General features: G+C 58.8%; 16 protein-coding genes and 3 pseudogenes. 10 read left to right on the forward strand and 9 right to left on the reverse strand.

Annotated features, from left to right (window positions below):
* Positions 1 to 51: 51 nt before the first annotated feature.
* On the reverse strand, positions 52 to 2,913 hold the full coding sequence (locus tag NKH70_RS28605) for an ATP-binding protein (RefSeq protein WP_352912375.1): 2,862 nt from the start codon (positions 2,911 to 2,913) through the stop codon (positions 52 to 54).
* A gap of 401 nt (positions 2,914 to 3,314) precedes the next feature.
* Between NKH70_RS28605 and NKH70_RS28610 the strand changes: the two genes are divergently transcribed.
* The 6 genes and pseudogenes from NKH70_RS28610 to NKH70_RS28635 form a co-directional block, all read left to right on the forward strand.
* On the forward strand, positions 3,315 to 3,731 hold the full coding sequence (locus NKH70_RS28610) for an organic hydroperoxide resistance protein (RefSeq protein ID WP_352912377.1): 417 nt from the start codon (positions 3,315 to 3,317) through the stop codon (positions 3,729 to 3,731).
* 72 nt (positions 3,732 to 3,803) lie between these two features.
* Positions 3,804 to 4,865, forward strand: a complete 1,062-nt coding sequence (locus NKH70_RS28615) for an alpha/beta fold hydrolase (protein ID WP_352979336.1) — start codon at positions 3,804 to 3,806, stop codon at positions 4,863 to 4,865.
* A 24-nt stretch (positions 4,866 to 4,889) separates the two neighbouring features.
* A pseudogene (locus NKH70_RS28620) lies at positions 4,890 to 5,403 on the forward strand (cytochrome P460 family protein).
* Positions 5,404 to 5,471: 68 nt separating this feature from the next.
* Positions 5,472 to 6,377: an oxidoreductase gene (locus NKH70_RS28625; protein WP_352912380.1), complete on the forward strand. Its 906-nt coding sequence runs from the start codon at positions 5,472 to 5,474 to the stop codon at positions 6,375 to 6,377.
* Between the two features lie 38 nt (positions 6,378 to 6,415).
* Positions 6,416 to 7,198 (forward strand): alpha/beta fold hydrolase, encoded by a 783-nt coding sequence (locus NKH70_RS28630; RefSeq protein ID WP_502908419.1) that lies wholly within the window; start codon positions 6,416 to 6,418, stop codon positions 7,196 to 7,198.
* An 80-nt stretch (positions 7,199 to 7,278) separates the two neighbouring features.
* Positions 7,279 to 7,703 (forward strand): annotated as a pseudogene (locus NKH70_RS28635) (alcohol dehydrogenase catalytic domain-containing protein); the annotation flags it as partial.
* Between the two features lie 209 nt (positions 7,704 to 7,912).
* On the opposite strand, the pseudogene ligD reads toward NKH70_RS28635, so the two are convergent.
* Positions 7,913 to 9,702, reverse strand: a pseudogene (gene ligD, locus NKH70_RS28640) (DNA ligase D).
* Between the two features lie 1,275 nt (positions 9,703 to 10,977).
* On the opposite strand from ligD, the gene NKH70_RS28645 reads away from it, so the two are divergent.
* Positions 10,978 to 11,106 carry a recombinase family protein gene (locus tag NKH70_RS28645; protein ID WP_352912462.1) on the forward strand — a complete coding sequence of 43 codons (129 nt, stop codon included), beginning with the start codon at positions 10,978 to 10,980 and terminating at the stop codon, positions 11,104 to 11,106.
* A 2,149-nt stretch (positions 11,107 to 13,255) separates the two neighbouring features.
* On the opposite strand, the gene NKH70_RS28650 is transcribed toward NKH70_RS28645, so the two are convergent.
* The 3 genes from NKH70_RS28650 to NKH70_RS28660 all read right to left on the reverse strand — a co-directional run bounded on the left by NKH70_RS28650 (position 13,256) and on the right by NKH70_RS28660 (position 14,082).
* A complete protein-coding gene (locus tag NKH70_RS28650; protein WP_352716669.1) occupies positions 13,256 to 13,468 on the reverse strand; it encodes a hypothetical protein in 213 nt (70 codons plus the stop codon).
* Positions 13,469 to 13,538: 70 nt separating this feature from the next.
* Positions 13,539 to 13,799: a hypothetical protein gene (locus NKH70_RS28655; RefSeq protein WP_352716668.1), complete on the reverse strand. Its 261-nt coding sequence runs from the start codon at positions 13,797 to 13,799 to the stop codon at positions 13,539 to 13,541.
* A gap of 106 nt (positions 13,800 to 13,905) precedes the next feature.
* Entirely contained in the window at positions 13,906 to 14,082 is a 177-nt protein-coding gene (locus NKH70_RS28660; protein ID WP_352716666.1) for a hypothetical protein, read from the reverse strand.
* A gap of 779 nt (positions 14,083 to 14,861) precedes the next feature.
* Here NKH70_RS28660 and NKH70_RS28665 point away from each other — a divergent pair.
* Complete coding sequence (locus tag NKH70_RS28665; RefSeq protein ID WP_352912384.1) at positions 14,862 to 15,722, forward strand: ATP-dependent DNA ligase; 861 nt, start codon at positions 14,862 to 14,864, stop codon at positions 15,720 to 15,722.
* Positions 15,723 to 15,724: 2 nt separating this feature from the next.
* Here the strand turns inward: NKH70_RS28665 and NKH70_RS28670 are convergent, their stop codons facing one another.
* On the reverse strand, positions 15,725 to 15,916 hold the full coding sequence (locus NKH70_RS28670; RefSeq protein WP_352716663.1) for a hypothetical protein: 192 nt from the start codon (positions 15,914 to 15,916) through the stop codon (positions 15,725 to 15,727).
* Between the two features lie 377 nt (positions 15,917 to 16,293).
* Between NKH70_RS28670 and NKH70_RS28675 the strand changes: the two genes are divergently transcribed.
* On the forward strand, positions 16,294 to 16,587 hold the full coding sequence (locus NKH70_RS28675; RefSeq protein WP_352716661.1) for a hypothetical protein: 294 nt from the start codon (positions 16,294 to 16,296) through the stop codon (positions 16,585 to 16,587).
* Between the two features lie 422 nt (positions 16,588 to 17,009).
* Here NKH70_RS28675 and NKH70_RS28680 read toward each other — a convergent pair whose 3' ends face one another.
* From NKH70_RS28680 to NKH70_RS28690, 3 genes are all read right to left on the reverse strand, one after another.
* Positions 17,010 to 17,534, reverse strand: a complete 525-nt coding sequence (locus NKH70_RS28680) for a helix-turn-helix transcriptional regulator (protein ID WP_352716659.1) — start codon at positions 17,532 to 17,534, stop codon at positions 17,010 to 17,012.
* Positions 17,535 to 19,105: 1,571 nt separating this feature from the next.
* Positions 19,106 to 19,336, reverse strand: coding sequence for a hypothetical protein (locus tag NKH70_RS28685; protein WP_352716657.1), 231 nt, complete (start codon positions 19,334 to 19,336; stop codon positions 19,106 to 19,108).
* A gap of 825 nt (positions 19,337 to 20,161) precedes the next feature.
* Positions 20,162 to 20,395 (reverse strand): hypothetical protein, encoded by a 234-nt coding sequence (locus NKH70_RS28690; protein ID WP_352716655.1) that lies wholly within the window; start codon positions 20,393 to 20,395, stop codon positions 20,162 to 20,164.
* Between the two features lie 644 nt (positions 20,396 to 21,039).
* On the opposite strand from NKH70_RS28690, the gene NKH70_RS28695 reads away from it, so the two are divergent.
* Positions 21,040 to 22,182 carry a helix-turn-helix domain-containing protein gene (locus tag NKH70_RS28695; protein WP_353026717.1) on the forward strand — a complete coding sequence of 381 codons (1,143 nt, stop codon included), beginning with the start codon at positions 21,040 to 21,042 and terminating at the stop codon, positions 22,180 to 22,182.
* Positions 22,183 to 22,483: the final 301 nt, after the last annotated feature.

The raw sequence follows: 22,483 nt of genomic DNA on the forward strand, positions 1-22,483 counted from the left end.
CCGCTGTCATGAGGCGGACTGGCAGGGTTGGTTAGCGAAGGCTCAAGTCGACTAGCTCAGCCTCGCCAGCAGGAGTGCGGCTGACTGCAGGTCTGCTGTCTCCAAGCCCTCCCCAAATCGCGCGAAAATTGGCTCGAGAAGTGCTCGGGCGCCCTCGCGTTGTCCGCGAGCGGCCAACAGGGAAGCAAGGTCGACAGCGGTCCGCAACTCCCATGCACGCGCGCCCTGACGATTGCTGAGTTCCAACGATCGCCGAAAACACAATTCTACTTCTTCGTCGGAGTCAGCTCGCAAAGCCGCGAGAACATGACTGCCTTTCACCCGCAACAGCTCCGGCATATAGCAAAGATCGCCGTTTGCCTCGACCTGCCGGATCGTCTCATCGATCAGTGACAGCGCTTCCGCGGATCGGCCGGTTGAGGCGAGGCCCTGAATGAACGCTACGTTGAGCGGCGTGGTGAGCAATTCGTATGGCGCGGCGTGAAGCTCGGCAAGACAGCTTCGAAGGCTTTCGACACCGCTGCTTGCGTTGCCTCGACGAATGGCCAGCTCCCCCTTGAAGCCGCGCCCAAGCGCAAGATAGGGGCCGAGGGAATGAAATTCGGCGCGCGAGGAAAGACGATCGATCTGTTCCTCCGCGTTCTCCAGGTCGCCAACCCAGAGGAACACGGAAATTGCCCAGACAAGTGCAATGGAGAGCGTCAGCGGATGGTTCAGGACTTCCGCATCCTTGATCGTCAGGAGCGCGCGCTCCCGAGCCCGATCCGGATGGCCTTGCAGCCAGAGTGTCCTTGCCAGAATCGCGCTGGCTAAAATCCTGCCGTCGAAACCGAGATAGTTCGTCGTGGTCCGGTCGGAGCGCGGCCCGTATCGCAACGCCGCTTCAACCGCCATTTGGGCACGATCGAGCTCTCCGCTGAGGTGAAGCGAAATCCCCATCAGGGAATGCGCCAATGTGGTTGAGACAGAGTCCTCAAGGGTTCCGGCGATGACGGAACAGCGCTCGGCATAGTGCAGCGCAGACGTGAACTCTCCCCTACGCAGGTGGAACATTTGCAGCGGGCCAAGAATCTGAAGCTGATCGAGCGCGTCGCCACGCCTGTCGGCAATGGCAAGGCTTCTGTTCAAAGCCACGCGCGCCGCATCCTTTCCGCCACGCGTGAACATCAGGGACACCCCCAGGGCGGCCTGAAGACGCATCTCCTCCAAGCCGCCGCCCGTAGTGTCGTCGAGGGCAAGGACCGCCTGCGCCGTCCAGCGATGGCATTCGGCGAGCAAAGACATCGACAGAAAAACCGGAGCCGCCGCGGCAGCCAGGCGGACGCCGACTTCAGTGTTTCCGTCGGGCCCGAAGCACCAGTCCAGAGCCGTTCGCACATTGGCCAAGCCCGCTAGGTGAAGCGACCGTTGCACGGCGCTCGACAAAGTCGGCCACTCGGCTCGCGTCTCCTCCAGCCAGCGCAGGTAGTGGGCCGCATGACGTTCGGCGAGGCTCTCGAGTTCCGCATCGTCGACGTCGAGCTGAAGGGCGTAAGCCCGCGTCGTATCGAGGAGCCGGTAACGCATCGTCGCTCCGGCGGGTCTTGCCGCTACCATCGACTTGGCAATGAGGCTGTCGATGGTGCCAAACACGAGAGCGTCATCGATGGTCGCGCTCGTCACGACGTCCAGGACGGCATCAATCGAAAAATGACCAACGAAAACGGCGAGCCGACGAAGCAAATGGCGCTCGAGCTCGGATAGCAGTCCGTAGCTCCAGTCCAACGTGGCCTGGAGGGTCTTCTGCCTGGGCGGCGCGCTACGCTGTCCCGGCCACAACAGCGTCAGCCGCTCGTCGAGAAGTTCGGCGGTTTTCTGCAGGCCGTAACTCGCAACCCTTCCTGCTGCGAGTTCGATCGCGAGCGGCACGCCGTCGAGCTTGCGGCAGATAGAGGCCACGATGGCGGCGTCCGCATCCTGGAGGTCAAGGCGCGCTCCGCTCGCTGCGGCGCGTTCCAGGAACAGCTGGGTTGCAGGGAAGCTCTGCGCCACAGATGGGGCGAGGTCCTGATCGTCCGGCGCGCATAGAAGCGGCTCCAGCTTGTAGATGTACTCGCCTTCGACTTGAAGAGGCTCTCGGCTCGTTGCCAGCAGGTGGGCCTGCGGTGCAGTGGCGAAGATGCGGGCGGCCAGATCTGCCGCCGCGTCGATGACGTGCTCGCAAGTGTCAAGGATCAGGAGGATTCGCTTGTCCGCCAGATAGGCGACCAGACCGGATGTCGGGTCGTCGGACTGAAGAGGCAGCCCCAACGTCGAGGCTACGGTCGCAGCAACCAGGTTGGAATCACTCAGCGCCCCGAGATCGACGAAATGTACGGCACCCGCGAATGCTTCGATTAGGTCATGGCCCACCGCCACGGCAACAGTGGTCTTGCCGACCCCACCCGTGCCTACGACCGTAACGAAGCGCGTGCCGGCCAGTCGCGTTGAAAGTGCGATAGTATCATCGGTCCGGCCGACCATCCGGATCAGGCGACTTGGCAGGTTGGCTTGCGGATAGCTGACGACGACCTCGCTTTGCACGCTGTTTTGACCATCCACTCGCGAGACGGGGGCCACGAAGCAGTAGCCTCGCCCCGTCAGAGTGGCGATGTAGCGTGCCCCGTCTCTGCCGTCGCCCAACGCCTTTCTGAGGTTGGCGATGTGAAACCGCAGACTGCCTTCTTCGACAGTGACGTCGGGCCAGACCTGGGCCAGCAGATCCTTCTTGCTGACGATCTGGTTGGGGCGCGCAGCCAAGGCTGCCAGTATATCGAAAGAGCGCGTGCCGAGATCGACAGGCACGCCTTGCCGCAGCAGGAGCCGCTCACCCGCCGCCAGCGTAAAGTGACCAAACGATATCCTGTCGCTCGTCGGCGCGGCTGGCGATATCATGGCATCATTCTTCGTGTTTCCTGATGGCTTAGGCAAATCTCGGGTCCAGGTCCAAGACCTGTGTCGCAGAAACTCCGATTTCGTCGAGCGACGATTTGAGGCAGGGCATGATACTGGCCCAGCCCTAGTTCCAAGACGTGCGGTCACTGGCGAGCGCTAACACCGCATCATAGTGCATAACGGGTGCTCCAGGCGATCCTTCTCTATGTGTCGAAGCAGCAAGAACTTCCGCTGACCAGCCCAGGGAGAATGATGATGCCTGCACTGTAGTTATCGCTCGTGCCGCGCGACTCGCTTCGGACGCAAGCCCTTACCGTGTGCTTGCGCTCTCGTGGATAGCGAAGCCACGCGCAATTTTCCATCGATTTTCCTAGTGCCCTTTTGCAAGGAACACAGACATCGTGAGCCAGTCTGAAAAGCTGTTGTATACCGCCAAAATCCGCACCACTGGCGGCAGGGATGGCACGTCGCGCAGTTCCGACGGTCGACTGGACATCAGGCTTTCCACGCCCGGCGGCCCAGGCGGGGGCACCAATCCGGAACAGCTGCTTGCGACCGGCTGGTCAGCCTGCTTCGAGGGAGCGATGGCAATCGCCGCCCGCAAGATGAACATTATCCTGCCGGCTGGCCTCGCAATCGATGCGGAGGTGGATCTGAACGTTGCCGACGGCGCCTTCTTTCTCGGTGCGCGGCTCAATGTGAGCGTGCCCGGGCTCGACCGCGACGTTGCCCAGGCTGTTGTGGATGCGGCGCATCAGACCTGCCCCTACTCGAAAGCTACGCGCGGCAACATCGAAGTCGCAATCACCTTGGTCTAGCCCATCGATCACATTGATCGATCAAGCGTGACCACTCTCAGCAAAATGTCATTACGACAAGGCGGTGCACAAATGAACGCAGTCAGAACCCCGGAAAAAATCGACCATCATCGTCGTCATCTCTTCGGCATGGCTGCCGCGACGGTCGCCGCAGCGCAGCTCGGCGCGATCGGTATTGCGGGAGCGCAGGGCAGCGGGACGGAAACGACCGCTTCCCGCCCGGTTAAGCCGCGGACCTCGTTCTCCCCACTGAAGCAGATCGACGCGGGCCCGCTGAACGTCGGATATGCCGACGACGGTCCTGCGCATGGACCCCCGGTCATCCTTCTGCACGGATGGCCCTATGACATCTACAGCTATGTCGACGTCGCGCCACTGCTTGCAGACGCTGGGTACCGGGTTATCGTGCCATATCTGCGCGGCTACGGCACGACCCGGTTCCTGTCGGACGCAACGCCCAGGAACGGCCAGCAAGCGGCGCTTGCGTCCGACATCGTTGCCTTGATGAATGCGCTGAACATCCAAAAAGCGGTGGTCGCAGGCTATGATTGGGGCGCGCGAACGACCAACATCATCGCCGCGCTCTGGCCTGAGCGCTGCAAGGCCATGGTTTCCGTCAGCGGCTATCTCATCGGCAGTCAGGAGTTGAACCGGATGCCGCTGCCGCCGAAGGCCGAGTTGCAATGGTGGTATCAATATTACTTCGCCACCGAACGGGGACGGGCGGGTTATGAGAAGTACACCCAGGATTTCGCCCGCCTGATCTGGGAGCTTGCCTCGCCGAAATGGGCCTTCGACGACGCCACCTTCGAACGGTCCGCTGCCGCATTCGACAATCCCGACCACGTCGCCATTTCGATCCACAACTATCGTTGGCGACTCGGTCTGGCACCGGGCGAGCCAGAATATGATGCTTTGGAAAAGAAGCTTGCAGCGTTGCCGACGATCGGTGTGCCGACGATCACGATGGAAGGCGACGCAAATGGCGCCCCGCATCCCGATCCGGCGGCCTACGCCAAGAAGTTCTCCGGCAAGTACGAACACCGACTGATCTCAGGTGGTATTGGCCACAACCTGCCGCAGGAGGCACCGCAGGCCTTTGCGCAGGCGGTCATCGATGTCGGCAAGTTCTGACGATCCATGAAGCGGAGCTTTCCGATGAAACCTCATTATCTCCTGCCATGTTTGGGTGCGATCCTTGCGTCATACGGCTTCGTGGTGTTGGCCGGTTCGAATGTGGGTGCGAATCCGCAGGCTGCATCTCCGATCTATGGCGTCACCATCCCCGAGGGATATCGGCAATGGGAACTGGTCGCGCCGGCTGAGGAAGCAGAGCCCCTCAACGAGCTTAGGGCGGTCCTCGGCAACCCCGTGGCGATCAACGCATACCGCGAGGGAACACCTGCCGTTCCCTGATGGGACCGTTCTGGCAAAGCTCGCCTGGAAACACGTCCAATCGTCCGAATTCGAATCCGCCTCCGTTCCTGGCGCGGCTACGACGGTTCAGACAATGGTCAAGGACTCGAAGAAATATGCCACCACCGGTAGATGGGGCTTCGGCAGATTTGTCGATGGCAAGCCGGCTGACGAGGCCCAGCATCAAACCTGCTTTGCCTGTCATGCGGCGCGGGTCCAGGGCAATGACTACGTCTTCACGCGCTACGCGCCCTAACCGGCTCACTGGGAGTCTTTGTGTGAACGCCCTGCAGGGTAGGTAACCCTATCGAAGGAGAAAGTGCCATGTCGCAAAGATGGCTTGTCACGGGAAGTTCGCGAGGCATCGGCCGTGCCCTCTCGGAAGCGGTCCTCGACGCCGGTCATCGTGTGGTCGCGACCGCACGAGAGCCCGCGCATTTGGCTGACCTCACGGAGCGCTACGGTGATGCCGTCCGAACGGTTGCGCTCGACGTTACGGACCCGGCTGCGGCACAGGCAGCCGTCCGCGTGGCCCTGGACAGCTTCGGTGGCCTCGACGTCCTCGTCAACAATGCCGGCTATGGCAACGTCAACTCAGTAGAGGATACGCACCTGGACGATTTCCGCAGGGAGATCGAAACGAATCTGTTCGGGACGATCATCGTGACCAAGGCGGTCATCCCAGTCATGCGCGAACAGCGCGCTGGCCACATCATCCAGTTCTCGTCGGTCGGCGGACGCGTGGGCGCGCCAGGTCGCGCACCCTATTCGGCCGCCAAGTGGGGCGTTGAGGGTTTTTCCGAAGCGCTCTCGCTGGAAATGGCGCTGATCGGCGTCAAGGTCACCGTCATCGAACCCGGAGGCTTCCGGACCGACTTCGCGGGCTCCTCGACCTCGCTGCGGGAGGGCCGGCCCGAATATGACTCGGTCGTCGGCGCAACCGCCAGGCTGCAACGGGCATACAACAACCATCAGCCCGGCGACCCGGCGCGGGCCGCGCAGGTGATTCTCGAGATCGCCGCGATGAACCGCCCGCCGCTGCGCCTACTGCTCGGTAGCGACGCCGTAAAGGTCATCGAGCAGGCCGATCTCGCGAAACTGGAAGAACTCGAGAGGTGGCGCGGGCTGAGCATCTCAACGGACTTTCCGCAACAGGTCCGTTCCATCTCGGGTTCGGCCGAGGGACACTCTGAAACGCCCCCGCTTTTGGCCTTGCGTCCATCGCGATGAAATAACTACTCCGACCAAAACCATCGAAAGAATAGATGATGAAAAGATTGCTGGCAGGATTGACGATCGCCATGGCCTTATCGGGCAACACCTACGCGCAGGCCGAAAAGCCCGCCCCCGTTAAGCCCACTGTCGTCCTGGTTCATGGCGCGTTTGCTGACGCATCGAGTTGGAACGGCGTCGTCAAAATCCTCGAGAAGGACGGCTTTTCCGTAGTGGCCGCCGCCAATCCCTTGCGGGGTGTTGCCAATGACGCCGCGTATATTTCCGATATCCTTTCAAGCATTGGGTCGCCTGTCGTCTTGGTGGGGCATTCCTATGGCGGTTCGGTCATCAGCGAAGCCGTCAACGACAACACCAACGTCAAGGCACTGGTCTATGTGGCGGCGTTTGCACCGGATGCCGGCGAAACGGCTGCAGGGCTGGCGGGCAAGTTTCCCGGCAGCACGCTCGGTCCCACCCTCGCTCCGCCGGTTCCGCTTTCAGGCGGCGGCAAGGATCTCTATATCCAGCAGGACAAGTTTCGCGATCAATTCGCAGCGGACGTTCCCGTTGCCGAGGCGAAGCTGATGGCCGCGACGCAGCGACCCATCACGGAAGCGGCGCTGAAGGAGCCCCAGACCGCGCCGGCCTGGAAGAAGATACCCGCGTTGTTCATCTATGGGGACAAAGACAGGAATATCCCTCCGCAGGCTTCCGCATTCATGGCTGCACGAGCGCACTCGCGAGAAACCGTCGTAGTCGAGGGGGCCTCACACGTGGTGATGGTTTCAAATCCCGAACCCGTCGCGAGGCTGATTGAGAGGGCGGCCGTGCACTAGCTGGCCGTGCCTTGCAGTGAGGCGGCGCCTTCGATCTTGCCAAGTTCTGGCTTGTTCCGTCAACAACAGGAAATGTTGAAATGAAGGCAGTCGTAATGACCCGCAGGGCGGGCCAGAGGTGATGGAATTTGTCGAACGGCCGGAACCTGTACCGGGTCGCGGCCAGGTGCTGGTCGAGATCGCTGCAGCGGGCGTGAACTTCATGCTTATCGGCGTGCGACACGGCCTAGCGTGGACAGAGAGGCTCGACCCGAAGATTCTAGGCGTGGAAGGTGCCGGGCGCGTCGTGTCAGTTGGTGACGAAGCTGGGAACGTCCGAGTTGGGGACCGTGTTGCGTGGGTCTACGCGGCAGGGAGCTATGCAGAGCGGGCGGCCATACCGGCCGATGCTCTCGTGCCGATTCCCGACGAAATCGACGACCGCACCGCGGCGGCTGTGATGATGCAGGGACTTACTGCCAGCCATTTCGCGACGGATTTCTATCCCGTACAGCCCGCCGACATAACGGACGGGACCGCAAAGGCTCGTATTCCGTGATCACGGAGTTACTGAATTTCCAGACCCATTATTATTCCCGGTGGCGGACCCCAACCCGCTGGGCCGGCGTCTACTAGGCATCTACCCAACTGCCCCAATGACGCCGGCCACTTGCCGCGGCCGCAGTGACGCCGGCGGTTAAGGCCTTCGCGCATGGGACTAACACTTCGCGATTGCTATTGGTTTTTCCGCGTGGTCCAGGAGGCCTTCGCCGGCCGAAATGGGCTCTCCAACGTAAACGCGTCTGGCAAAATTCCCTTTTCGACCTGCGTCCATGTGACTGGAGCGGCTATCGGAAAGCTTGAACGGGCTCGAGGCGAGTAAGCGCCGACAGCTGTGTTGCCGCGGCCATTGCGGAGGTAATCCAGAAACATGCGCCCACAACGAGCCGACGGCGCAGCCGACAAAAGATAGCGATCGGGATGCTTGCTGACCAAGTGCTGCGCCAGCTTTCGGGCATACTGCCGGGCGGCGTCGTGGGTGATCACGGCCTGCAGAGGCGCCATCACATGCAGGCCCTTGCCGCCTGTCACCTTCGGCCAGCTATCGAGTCCTTCCGAACGCAGCATGTCCCGGACCTTCAGAGCCGTCTCGACGATCATCTCCCATTCGACCCCTTCGCCAGGATCCAGATCGATGACAACCCGGTCGGCATGCTCGATATCATCGACGGTGGCGTTCCAGGGATGCAACTCGACAGCGCCTATTTCCACCAAGCCAAGCAGGCCATCAAGATCATCGACCCACAGCCTCACGCCTTCTCCACCCTCGCGCTTCTGAACACGCAGTTGGTGCACGGTATCCGGAATGTCGGGCAATCTGCCCTTATGATAGAAGGTGACCCCGTGCGAGTGGCGAACCAGCTTGAGCGGGCGCCGGCCGAGGTGGACAAGCGCCTTTTTCGCCACCTTCGTCCAATAGCTCATCAGCTCCTCTTTCGACGGCACCAAGGCGTCGGGCAGCAGTTGCAGAATGTTCTCGCGAGGGACGCCGAAACTTTCACTGGACGGCCGCGTCTTGCGAACCAACGGCGTGTGGGCTGGTAAGCTCAGATCATCCCGCAGCCCTTTGAACACGGCTTCGCGAAGCAGCCCGTCATCGGTAATCCCGCTGTATTGGACTTCGGCCTCGACGGTCGGCTGTACCCAAGTCGCCTTGGGTTTGTCTATCGGTTCGGCAAGCGGAGATTTGTCAACGATTAGCGGGTCCAAGCGCTCGCGGACTTCGCGTGCGTCGCTAAGGCTGTAGCCGCTCTGCGCCTTGCCGGCATAGTAGACGCGATTGCCATCTCGGCGGCCGAGGTAAAGCGAGGCAATCCTGCGGGGCCTGGCGCCCAGTTTTTCAACGAAGGCAACAATCGGAAAATTGTCGCTCTTAATGCATTTGAGCTTGAGCCAGCTCTCCTGCCGGCCGGAGCGGTAAGGCGAATCCGCGCGTTTCGAGACAATTCCCTCAAGGCCCATTTCGCACGCGTGCGCAAACACAGTCGGGCCGTCACCTTCCAGATGATCGACATAGACGAGCGCTGGGGGCGCGTCTTTCAACAGACTTTGCAATGCCCGCTTGCGTTCGAGGAGCGGAGCGTCACGCAGGTCTTGGCCGTTGAGCTGGAGGAGGTCGAAGGCGTGGAAGACCAGCTTGGTCGACGCGGCCTTTCCAAGTTCCCGCGTAGCGCCTGGAAATCCGGACGCCCGGTGGTGCCGAACACTGTCGCTTCGCCATCGATGATTGCCAGCTTCGCTTTTAGCTCAGCCGCAGCGCGGACGATCGGGAGGTATCTGTCGGTCCAGTTGTAGCCGTTTCGTGTGAAGGCCTGCACCCGCCCCAAATGAATGATCAGCTGTGTGCGGTAGCCATCATACTTGATTTCGTGAATCCATCCGCTTCCCTTAGGTGGCTTATCGACCAGCGTGGGCATTTGGAATTCAATGAAGGACAGCCGGCCAACGCCAAGCTCGGTAAGCATGCACCCCTCACTCCAGACACTACAATTCGATTCAATATCGCTGGTTCGAATCGGTTCCGAAACAAAGCGTAGGTCGGGGCGCAGTTCGCAACCTCTCCATAATTGGCGATCTCTTGACGACCGCCGAGACCTACGGCAATGATCGCGCCCGCCTGCAGGACCGTGACGGCAATTGCCACCTCGTCGCCGAGTTTTTGCCGTCGGTCTCTCTCGAAATCCTTGTCGCGATATCCGCTCGGATCACTGGATCCTCCGGCAGGTCGCTCGGAAGCCATTCAGGGAGATTGTCGCCATCGTTCTTGTCCATGGCACCAACAATGCTTTCTGCCTTATTTACGTTCCAGATTTCTAATGTACTATTTTACGAGGGGTTTCGCTCACCGCGTCAATGTCAAATAAGCGTCGAATAAGCCCGCCCCCTCCGGGAGAGGACGCGGCCGGGCCGATCGGTGAGAGACTTGCTGCGTTAAGATGAACCGCCGCGCCGGTCGGGTGTTACAGCAGTAAAAAGTCCCGCCGCACATGCCAGGACGGCGGGACCCGATCAAGCGACTTGCACCAGGCAGGGGGGATGCGGGGGGTGGGCTTGCCCGGTTGCGCGCGGACCGTCAGGGACCATAGGCGCATCAGTTGCAATGCGTCCACCAATCAACGGTTGGATCACTAGACTAGCTTCGCCCATCGCAACGATTTCGGGAACTGGTCAGATCATCCCGGGTCGCTATCGTCAGCATCCGAATGAAAGGAACGCAAGGCCGCCGATGACGTCCTACAAGTCACGCTGCGAGCTGATCCTCGTGGGCATCCGCGAAACGAGCAAGGAGCGCCAGGGGCGGTCATTAAAGCGATCGGGGCGAGCGGCGGAGCCGAGCCGAAATGGACATTTGGCTTCCCCCAAACCACTGCCTCACCAAGCCGTCTTTCCGAATATTCTACGGACAATCTCGTCTTCATTCGCATCAAAGCAGCGGCCGTGACTGAGAAACACCCGCCGCGGTTGCCACGACTGGAGTTTGCCTATTACTGCCCGTGCTTTCTGCCGATGCAGGAGAATTGGCAGCCGCATGCCAAGGAAGGTCCGCCCGTGCGGGTGAGCCATCCCCGTCAGCTTCGTCACCGTGCGCCAAGGCTCATCGATCATGTCCAATTCGAGATTGATGATCGTGTCTGTAAGAATCAGTCGGCAAGATCCGCAAGGCTCAGAAAGCCGCTGCAGAGCGCCGTACGGCCATTGCCGACGGCTTCGCATCCAACGTCCTGCCTATTATCAGACAAATTCAGGCAACGGGCGCATCCATGCGGAAAACGGCCGCCGGCCTCAATGCGCGGGGTATCCCGACGGCTCGCGGTGGCACATGGGCAGCAACGCAGATCAGCGATACTTTGAAGCGTAGCGTGGTCTGAAGGCGCAACCGAGGGCATAGACGTGCTGCTACATCAAACAAGCGCAGGAAAAATCCCTCAGTGGACGGCGTTCCTATTTGCGGCGAGCTTCTATAGTGCCCGCGACTGTTAGTAGTTTCATTGGAGCCACGAGCCTCAGCTCCGTCGGGAAGTCCTCCAGTCGCTTCAATCGTACGACGGGTAAAATACAAAACGGCCGTCACTGGCACGGTTGCTGGCCACAGCGATCCGGGGATGACCGATCTGTCGGTGGCCGAATTTCCTTCCAACTGACGGTTGGTGGACGCGTTGCAGATGATGAGCCTAAAGTCCCTGACGGTCTGCGTGCACCGGGCAAGCCCACCCCCCGCATCCCCCAGCTTGGCAAGTCACTTGATCGGGTCCCGCCGTCACGGGGCATGTGCGGCGGGACTTTTTTGTGGTCCTGGTGGAACACTCGTCTGCGATTCACGATTTGATCAAGCAGCAGCGTGCCCTCCGGTCAGAGGCACGCAAAAAGATAGGACTGCGACGCTTGGCCACTTGGACATAGATGAGAGAGAGCAGCGCACGTCAGATGCTGCACGGTCATTAATCGATGTCGAGCGCGCGGCCCGAGACGCAAAGACGGCTCGGCTCCGGGAGCAGCGGCTGAAGGCTGAGAAAACACCCTCCTTGGAAACACGCGATGGAACAGCTTCGCAGTGAAATGGCTGTTTTGGCGGACCCCGGCTTTTGGGTAGCGCTGGCGGTCGTTCTGGTTCCCTACGGGGCCGGCGTTGCCCTGCTTCTGTGGGTAGCTAGTCCCCCGGCTCTGCAATAGGGCGGCTAAAGGGTTTCATCTTCCCTCAATCGCTTCAATCGATGACGCCGCATAGCGGTTCGTTAGGCCTGTTTGAGGCCGTGATGGGACTGTCTCCAATGTTTATCGACCGTCTTCGAAGCGCTCGGTAGGCGGGCAGGCATGCATCATCTCCCAATGGGTGTCGCCCTCGCCATTTCGCTTGCATTCGGTTTAGTCGTGACGGCAATTGCCGCGAAGGATCAGTCGGAAGGCTGCGGCACGCGATGCTCATCCGTCCTTGGCGATGTTCCCATGAGGGGCACGCGACACGATGTGGAGGCGGGACCGAACATCGGGCACACCGAGCCCTAAACTGAGGGCCGTAGCATCCCCTCCTCCTTCGCAGCCTCGAAGGCCATACGTGCCTCTTCTGGTGCCCGCCAATGCCTCTGTGCAGAGCTGCACAGCCTTCTTACACTTGGGTCTCTTCTTGGTCAGATGGATTTCTGAGCCGTCGGGAAATGCCAGTGGATTCTACGTGTCATTGTCCGCTATTGACAGCCGAAGGGCATCGGCAACTTCGACTATGGCGTCTCTTATCTCTTGGTCTGTCGCGACCAAATGAGGTGCCGCCTCCCGAACCCGGCGTAACGCGACAGAAATCGATATTGTGTCCTCCCAGTCAGCCCTGTTGAGGACTGCATCAATTGCCTGCTCCAAAACTGGATTGATCCTTGCAACGCCCATCTAACCCCCCGGTTGTAAGGGTTCGATGATACTACCGTGGTCTTAAGGATCAATTCGATGTACGAAAGCGAACGGAAGGGGCCGGAAGGCTGTCCCCGCTCTTGTAGTGCCGGAATAATCACAGCGAGGCAAACATGCACCGCCAAGTTTCACTGAGGGCGACGGTTGGTCCACTTCAGGAGTTCCTTAACTCCTGCCACTGCGTTGTTGACGTGGTACGTCACATTGGGACCTTCAGTCCTGACGTACACCGGAGGGGAGAACCAATGGTTTGCCATGAGGGGAACTTAGGGCGGCAGGATCAGGCTGCCCACACAGTCGCAGCGCCACACGCATTTAGTGAACAAATGCAGCCCTCCCCGGTCAAGGACTCGCAGCGGTCGATCCGTCTCGGTGCAGCCACTGTCGGGGTCCGTCGCCATCCCTTCGAGGCGGCGGACCTCCGACTAGAGTGGAAACTAGAACGTCGGCCCGATCTCCCTAGTGAGATCAACAGCCACTTCAAAACGGCTTCGTCCGTTTCGGCAGGTTCACCGAAGCGCCGGTCGCGTTCAACGATCCTGTCCTGTATCGACATAAGGATTTCATACCGAGCGACAACGCTCGTCAGGATTTCCTGATGACGGGAGACTTTCCGCGCTACAATTGGGCATAAAGTCGAAGGCGTTCATAAAGAACTGCCTCCTCGAACTCGCCCTCCGAGAAGAGTTCCATAGCGCTCACGCTCAGGCGCCCCGCCCGCTCGCTTCCTACTGGAATGCTTTCCTCGGCGCATACACGATCAAAGACCTGCTTCAACAGAATCAGGTCGCCAGGATAGGCAATGCCACTCATTGAGCTGCTGCTGGTCATAGACTGTTCCCATTGGGGGCGGACGCGGCGGGCTCCCTCTAGCCGAGCCCAATGCCAAATCGCCTAGGCTTCAAGTCGCACGACCCAGAGCGGATGAAACTACAGCCGCTTCCGTTCCCGGCAGTTCGAACAGCATGGGCAGATGGCGACACTCGGCTTCGTCCACGATCAGCTCCTCGATAGTCGCGATGGAAAGATGGCTTTTAAGGCGCAGCCGGACAACCGCCGCGAGTTTGTGAACGGGGACCGGCACCGCCCCGGCGTGATGGGCTAGCAGACTATTGATCTCAGCAACTACCTTTGGATCGACGGCGTGGGGTAATGGTAGCATGGAAGCCTCCCCTTTCGGAAGAATAACTATAAGCCGATGGGGACGATGAGTCTGGCCACGTACGTTTTTAACCAAACATCGTGGGCAGTTCACGGCCAACACGTACTCACTCGTTGTCGGCCTGATCGATTTCATCAAGCAAAGACCTATGCTCATCCGGCAGCCCCTCTTCTAGGGGAAGATTTAGCGCCTTGCGAAGGTAGTCGCGGATGGCTTCTGACGTGATCCACCGTCGTATAAGGCCGGCGATAACCTTCTGCTTCCTTTTGTCGACCTCAACCATTGGCCGAGCCTGCATGCTACATACAACGAACCAGCGAGGAGCCGGACTTGTTCCTCGGGAATGTTTGGTAGAAATTTCTGAGCGGGGGATGAGTGGCTCGCGTGCCCCCCCGGCGCGCTATGCGGTTCAGTTCGAATTCCGTCCTGGCACGTGCGGCGGGAAAACCGGGGCGGCTTCTACGTCCGTCACCTATCCATCGCGAACGGCTCATGCTCGGGAAGGTGATGATGCAGCACTTCGACAAGGTTTCGCTTGTCGAATGTCTGCCCGCACATTGGACAGAACTCCAAATGCCCCGGTTCGTCGTTGTCCGGCGACCCGTGGATTTTGCCCTTCATAGTTGGCGGATTGTGCTTATCCCGTCTCACGTCGTCACCCATCATAACCTGTTGGGATAGCCCGACGGCATTTGGGGGACGATTGGCCGCTGGGCCTACCTACCGGCTGAGAGCGTTCGCCCCAGCTGGGCCGGATAATACGCCCGTTCATGCATCATTGCTAATTTAATAAAATGATCATGGTACGTTCCCCTAGGCGCCAGTGCGATCGGGCCTAGACTGATTCCGTGCGTAAACCAGTGAGTGCAAGGGCCGCCTCGACTTCATTCCGCCGATGCAGCCCAAGCTGGTTTCAAAGCCGCCCGAGGGCGAACACTGGATTCACGAGGTCAAGCTCGACGGCACCGCAACGTCAGTGGATGCGGATTGTTGCCCACAGCGTATATTTCTGGAACCTAATATAACCAGAAGGATTGAATGGCGGTCTCGTGAGTGCCGTTCATGCCTTTGCCGTTTGTAGAGCCGTTGATGCCGACCTTGGTGGATAAGCCTCCAGAAGGAGGCGACTGGATCCACGAGGTCAAGTTCGACGGCTACCGCTCGCAGGTCATCATCGACGAAGCGGGCACGCGAATCTTCACGCGCAACGGAATGGACTGGACGGCGAAGTATCCCGACCTGGTCGAGACGGCCAAAGGACTTGTTGTCGACAGCGCCATCATAGATGGGGAAATCATCGTTCCGAATGAAGCTGGTCTCGCCGATTACGCTGCTTTGCGGAAGGCGATTACCCGTCGCCAACATGACCTCTATTTCGTCGCCTTCGATCTCCTGCACCTCAACGGTCATGACCTACGCGACGTGCCCCTTGAACATCGGCGCGAACTGCTGGTTGGCTTGATCCCTGCGGCAAGTCGCATCCAATTCAGTGAAGCTCTTCCGGGGGAGGCCAAAGCTATCTTTCATCTACTTGATAAGGCCGGTCTGGAGGGGATGGTCTCCAAGCGCCGTCGCAGTAAGTATCGCAGCGGGCGGTCGATCAACTGGCTGAAAGTGAAGTGCTACACCGTTGAGGAATATGAACTGCTCGGCGTCGAGCGCGAGGCGGGCAAGCCAGCCTTCGCCCTGATGGGTGAGATCGGCACGCGCAAATATGTCGGACCTGCTTTCATCAATTCGAGCCGAGCGATCCGCGAGCGGCTATGGAAACGGGCCCAGGAACATGCGGGGCCACCGCCCAAGGGCATGAAGCGGCCAGCGACGCAATGGGTCAAGCCGGGGATCAAAGCCCGCGTGAAGCACCTCAGGGGCGAGGAGGACTTACGACACGCATCGTTGCAAGATTTTTGGGATGAGAAATAATCCTACCGGGTCAGCCGTTCGACTGTTTCGATTATGGCCTTGGCCAGAGCCTCGCCCTCGTGCACGGGGCGGGGGCCGTAGAGCACGTTCACCGGTTCCTCGCTTGGCAGCACGCCGGCCGGACAGGTCAGCTCGATCGCCATGCGCACGAGCTGCAGGCCGCTGCGCTCGCCATATTTGTAGTTTTCATCCATCCCCGGATTCTGGTGCGACTCCGGCGGCCGTCAAGCACCTAGTCAAGGGAACCGACCATTTGCAGGATCAGCGTCAGCAGGATAAATCTAAAGGCTGACCCAAAAACTCCCGCCAAAAAAAGGTGCGTTCTTTTCGACGCATGGCCTCCCTCCCAGAAGTACCCCTTGAGGCCTTAAACCACGTTTTTTCGCTTTGGCGAATATGCGCCATCGACTTAGGTGCGGGCCTGTGGATAAACATGGGGGACACCAAACTCCGCCTGGCCAAGGATGCGGGTCCAGTTCGTCGCTCATCTGGTCCTTTCTCGGCTTAGATTGGTCGAAAAGATTCCACACCCGGTCTTGACGATCAAGGAAAATGTTCCTTTTCTGTTCTCATGGCGCACGATCCTATCGACACGCTGGGCAAGGCGACCCGGCACAACATGCTTGTGAAGGCAGAATGCAGCTGCGGCAATGTCCGCTACTTCCGCTCCGCTGACCTGATGATGGTGTATGGCGGCGGCGTCGATCCCCCAAAGCTGAAGTTCGATTGCAGCCGCTGCAAGCCGACGGTGAAGATCACGCTCCTAGAGGTGCACCCGGAGCACCTGCCGAAACGACTGATGATCCACAAGCCAATGAAGATCGACGGCAAGATCCATTGGGCCACCGAACGGTTCCGGGGGTGACAAAAGGCTGGACAGTTCAGGGGCTGATCGTAGCTGGGGCGGCGAAGGGCACAATCGGGTATGATCGTGCCGTACTCACAGCCGGTGCCGAGCAAAGCCGTCGAGCGAACAAGCGATCTGTGACCGACCCACTTGAACCGGCCGAAGCCGCACCCGGCGCTTGAATAATTCAACCGCTGCAAAACTCAAGCTTGATCAAGCCGAAAATCTGTAGACTAAAAACCCGCTCGTTGCAGAACTTGCAACTTCGGGCCAAAGTGGTGCCCCGAACGGGAGATAGGCTGTACCCTATCTCCCCGCCCTCCGGGGAGCCAACTGGCATCCGGGGTTTGCGGAACTTGTCGCTTATTAGGGGACACCGCGAACCCCATGAAGTCAAAAGCGTTTCGGGATTGGCTGTTTGATGCATCCAAGCGACGCCCTTATGGCAAGACTGAAATGCGCCCAAGAAGAGCCACCAGTTCCGCCTGACGTTTCGTTTCGGTCTTGGCGAACAGCGAGGCAAGCTGGGAGCGGATCGTGGTGCGGCTGAGGCGCCAACTGCGGGCAATTTCCAAAGGCGCATCGCCCTGAGCCAAACGCAACGCGAGGTGCGTTTCCGCGCTCGTCAAGCCAAACATCTTTTGCAGTGTCTGAGGATTTGGCCCCGACCTGTTCTCGCGGTCCAGCAACGCCACAATGCTCGTTCCGTCAGGAGCGATAAACCCGTCCTCATCCAATATCACCGGCCTGTCGCCGCTGCTGCGGATCACTACCCACGATAGTGAGCCCGGCAGGAAATGGGCCGGAACATTCGCGATCAGCCGCCTCAAGGCCACCGAAAGCCCGCTGGCCGTATCGGCCACTTCGCCCTGGCGCTCCAGCGTGGTTTGAGCGGCGGCGTTCCATTCGACCACTTTCCTCTCGCGGTTCAGCACGAGATAGCCGCAGCCGATGCGATCAAGCATGCCGGTTATGGATTCCAGGCTGCGTGCTCTTGGCTCCCCGACCCCTGCGCCCAGTCGATCTGATGCACGATCTGAATAGGCATAAGAGGGCCCCTTCGTATGCGCCTCACGGTCATACTTGGTCCTCATCACAATGTATCGGTTGCCGGCTGCAGCTTCAGTGTGTCTATCGATCAGAGTCATTTTCTACCCCTGCCCAAAGTTTCACCAGCCCGAAGCAAGTGGATTCCTCAATCCACGCTTCCACAATACGCGATTCTATACGAACCAAATTGAAGATTGTCGTTAGCTTCGCATCCAGAAACTTATCTCGGAATGCATTTCTTAAGATTTCTTCATGCCGCCAAGCTGCCGATAGTATTCCTGCTCACCTGTTTCCGACACCACACAGCCCTCCCACGAAACGGCAAGATTATCAGAACTTCGTACAGCTCTTTTATCTCAAAACTGACCATAAATATGGGAGATCCCCATGACCACCACGGCCACCACGCCCCGCTCAACGAGCGTTACGAGCACCACCGAGTCAGCCAAGCCGTATCGCGGACGGCGGATGTCAATTTCCCGAAAAGCTCAACCTCAGGGGGCAGCATAGTAAGCAATCTGCCTACGGTCTGCAGGACTAGCATCAACAGAAAAAACCCAAAGAACGACCCAAGAACCCCCGCCACCATAACGGTGCGACGCTTGCCTCGCATGCTTCCTCCCTAGAAAGCGCTTCTCCCTCAGGGGGTAGACATCGCTGCTAGCTAGAAAGCCAGCTAATTGTCGTGGGTGTGTTGCTTGCTCGACCACCAGATCAGGTAGATTGATCCCATCCTAAGCACCGGGACGCGCCTGTCGCGCTCACGGGTAGGCAACTCGCGATAGGTTTTCACCTTCAGAGGCGCGACAACGCAAAGTTCACCGGCCCGGCCTATTTGACAAGCGCGCAAATGGCATATGCTGTCAGCGTCCAAGCCGTTGGGAGCGTAGCGGCTACATGCGCTTGTGCTACCCACCCTGGAGCTGGGGAAGTAACCGGCAAGCTCCTAGAAATTAGAGCATTTGAATTTGACGCGCTGGCACCGCCACCTATGACGACTTTTGGCTTGGGACACCAAGCCTGTGCGGATTTGTCTGGGCTTGTATCACTCGCGCTTGCATACTGGGTGATTTCCCAACCGCCGACGCCGTCCTTCCCCGCCGGACCCTCAGCCCCCATTGCACCTCTAGGTCCCTGCTTGCCGGGAAGACCTTGTGGACCGACAGGCCCTTGGGGCCCTGGGGGGCCCGCCGTTGCGCAACCTGCAAGCAACGCGACACATGCTAGAGTGGTAATAATTCTCATGATCACCTCCCCGGTTTCCCGGTGAGTTTGACGACAAAAACATTCGCCAAATCGAGCGAATGTATCACCACGCGATTGTCGTGGATAGGAACGCGATCGGCGGCTAACCGAACGTCGTATATGCGCCGTGACGACGGGCAGCCAGCAATCGTGGCGTAAAGTGTTGACGCACCTTCCTTGCGGAGTCTTCTCGGTTTCGCCTCATGTGAAACCCTTGCACAATTCCCAGGCGCTCGCCCGGTCATTTTTGCCCGCCCTGGGGCGCCGACAACGCTGCGTCCTTCTTCTTTTTCAAGCGCTGAGGCACTTTAGATCGGACCTCCGCTACGCCGTCAGCAGACTTCTTCCGCAATTGAGGCGTAACAAATTTGTCGGTGATGAAGTGTTCCAAGCTGCCAATGAGAGGATCGAGATCCTTGAACGAAGGGTTCCAGCCACGATGGGCGGAAGCATTGCCGGCATTTATCAGCACCTCGAAATTGTCGCGTTGTGACGGGGTATCAGGCCCGAGTCCTCCATAGTTTTGAGCTTGGCTTCAAATGCCTGCTCTGGATCGACGCCAAGAACTTCCGATGCCACATCGAAGGCAGAGCGGATCCCGATTGCTGCGAGGATATTCAGATCGTGGTCAAGAGCTTTATAAATCTGAAACAGGCAAGCTTCTAGATCGGCTGATTTGTCATGCTCAATGTAGCTATTCAGCCTGTCTAACCAGGCGGTCGCGCTTAAATTTAGCCGGCCAGCTCTTAACTAGAATGTCGTGTAACTAGAATGTCGTGCTCATACTCGACGTTTCCAGCGCTGTCATATCCAACAGGATAGTGCGACTCGGAATCGGTGAACTCCGACTGGGCAAAGACATGATCACAGCCGCAGCAGACGAGCAGATACCAATCCTTCCACCATCGTAGTTCCCTTCGCTGCCAGTTACGCGGTGGTGACCTTTGATTTCACAATTCCGCTCGCCTTTGCACGATGCGCAGAACGCTTTCTGCCTTGAACCGATTCTGTTCTGCTCGCTCACGCAACTGCCCTTGTAATTCACGCCTATTTAGATAGACCTTGTCGCAGGAAATGAGTGAGAGCGCGAGCCAGAACAACCGAGGAACGAGTTGCTACGCTTTTTGCAACGCAACGCTACGGTATCGAACGGGGCGAGGCGTCACGAACAGCGCAAGCAAGCTTCGAAACCGTTGAGGGATAAGGCTTTGCGGGTACGCGGCGGGATGGCTAGGGATGGCTGGTAGCGAATTTCAAGTCCGGTGCCTTGGCAACAGCGCGTCGCGACTGAACGGATTCATGCGACGCGCCTTCCCGCAGCCTTTTGCCGACGAGACTTGACCGCCTCAAGCAGTTCGCGCTCGCTGGTGTGAGCATTTCGAAAAATGGCCACAACCATTACTGTCAAGATTTCGGCCGCCTGGTCCAAAGGGTCGAGATGCTCATCCGCGCAGACCTGATCGAACACGCGTTCGCAAATAGCCAGGTCATGAGGGCTGAGGCAGGTGCGATTGAAATGCCGACGCAGCATCTGTGCGAACCTTTCAGGGCCCGCTACCGTGCTTGCGGCGGGCTTTTGTTGATGAACCGCTGAAGCGATGGCTGTTTAAGTGACAACGTCATCCGCAGTGCATAGGAATCAATTTACTTGGTTCCTGACTGCTCCGTTATTAGTCCTAGCATAAGCGCACACTCACGGGCTTTATATTGTCCGGTAATCATAAGTCTATAGTAATCCTGCCGCTTGTTTTCCGGGACGTGAAATCCGCGCCGAAATTCGGCTGCCTCTTTCGGAGTTCGAGTGCAACCGAGTTTGCTGGCGGTGACTTTCAAACTCGCCAGTGAGCATCCGACCTTTGCCGCAATGTTTTTCAACGGCTTGTTGTTACCGTATCCATCCAGAATTATCCTGCGACGAGCTTCGCTGTTGAGCCTAGTGGCCATTTTGGTGGTCTCCTCAACTGATATTCCACGATGCCCGATTCTATACGCACCAGGTTGAAGAGTGTCGTTGGCGTCGCATCCAGAAACTTATCTCGCAATGCATTTCTTGCCGTAATCCAGCGTGATCGCCGTTTCACTCGACTCGAGTTCACCAGTCTTGCCAGATGCCCGAAGTACACCACATGATTGAGACGGGCATGGGCATACCCGATTCGGATATGGCACCACGCGATGGACACTAAGAGGCAAGACGAGGTCCGTGCGGGGCAGCCGCGGGACCGTGATCGGCGTCGTTGGCCACGCGAAGATCAACCCCACAATGAGGACGCTCCATCGCCCGCGCCGGCGTTCGAACCTCTGCCCTTTTCGACGCTGGAACTGGCGCCAGAGGATCAGTTCGCCGCTTGGCAAGCGCATATGGCGCCGCTTGTCGAGGTCAGGTTGCCGGATGACAAATCGTTGAACGATGGCTTTCCCGCCGACCACACGGCTTGGAATCTCGGTGGCATGCTGATCGTTCAACAGCGCGCACCGGCACATAGTTATATGCGTTCTGCCGCGAAGCTCCGATCCAGTTCGATCGATCACTGGTATATCGTCTTGCCTCGTACCGGCCGGTCGTGGACGGAGATCGATCGCCGCGTTGCGGAAAACCAGCCGGGCAAGTTGGAGATCAGATCACTTGGCTATCCGTTTCGCGGGAGGGTAACTGACTCGGAAAGTCTCGTTCTCTATCTGCCGCGTGATTTGTTCTCTGATGCGGCGTCAACCCTCGATGCAAAGAACAATTCAATTCTGTCCGGTAACTTTGCCAACCTCTTGGTCGACTACGTCAACAGCATCGAAGCAAGGCTGCGCAGTCTCACCGCTGACGATCTACCCCGCATTGTGCACGTAACACGCAGCATGATCATTGCCTGCCTCGGGCCTCCGGCCGAACAGGCTGCGGCCGCCGAACAATTGAGAAGTGTCGCCCTAATGGAGCGAGCGCGTCGATACGTCCAAAACAATTTGGATGCAGCTCATCTCACACCGGATTCAATGGGCCGGGCGCTCGGCGTATCGCGCTCTCGTCTCTATCAGGTGTTCGAACCGAGCGGTGGCGTTCTCCATTACATACAAAGTCGCCGACTTATGGCAGCCCATGTTGCGCTTAGCGATCCAGCGGACAGGCGGCGCATTGTTGAAATTGCTGAGGCCTTTGGGTTTAGTTCAGCGGCTAATTTCAGCCGAGCATTCAGCAAGGAATTCGGTTACAGCCCCCGCGAAGGCCGCAGTACTGTGGTATTGCCGCGCCCCGCACACTCTGTTTCGCATGCCGGAGACAAGGAGGCCTCTTCCTTTGAAGGTTGGCTCAAGGCGCTCGGAAACTGACTACAGGATCGCGAAGCTGATTGGGCTGACTCAGGTGCCCGGGGCGGCGAAGGTCACGCCGCCTCATGGACCACAATATCTTCGTGTCGCGCCTACTGCGCATCAATCACACAGCTGATTCTCGCCAATTCACGGTTTGTTAACGAACTGTGACGGTTCATCGTTATCGATAATTTGCCGCCAGTCACGGCGGAGAATACATGGAACTAGGCTGCGGGCGGCTCTTATTAAGACTGCGATTTGAAAGTTTGCCAAGCTCGACAGTTATGCTACTTTTAGACTGGGGGGCGCGAGTCTGCAC

The organism is Mesorhizobium sp. M0991, assembly GCF_040318915.1.
Taxonomy (GTDB): domain Bacteria; phylum Pseudomonadota; class Alphaproteobacteria; order Rhizobiales; family Rhizobiaceae; genus Mesorhizobium.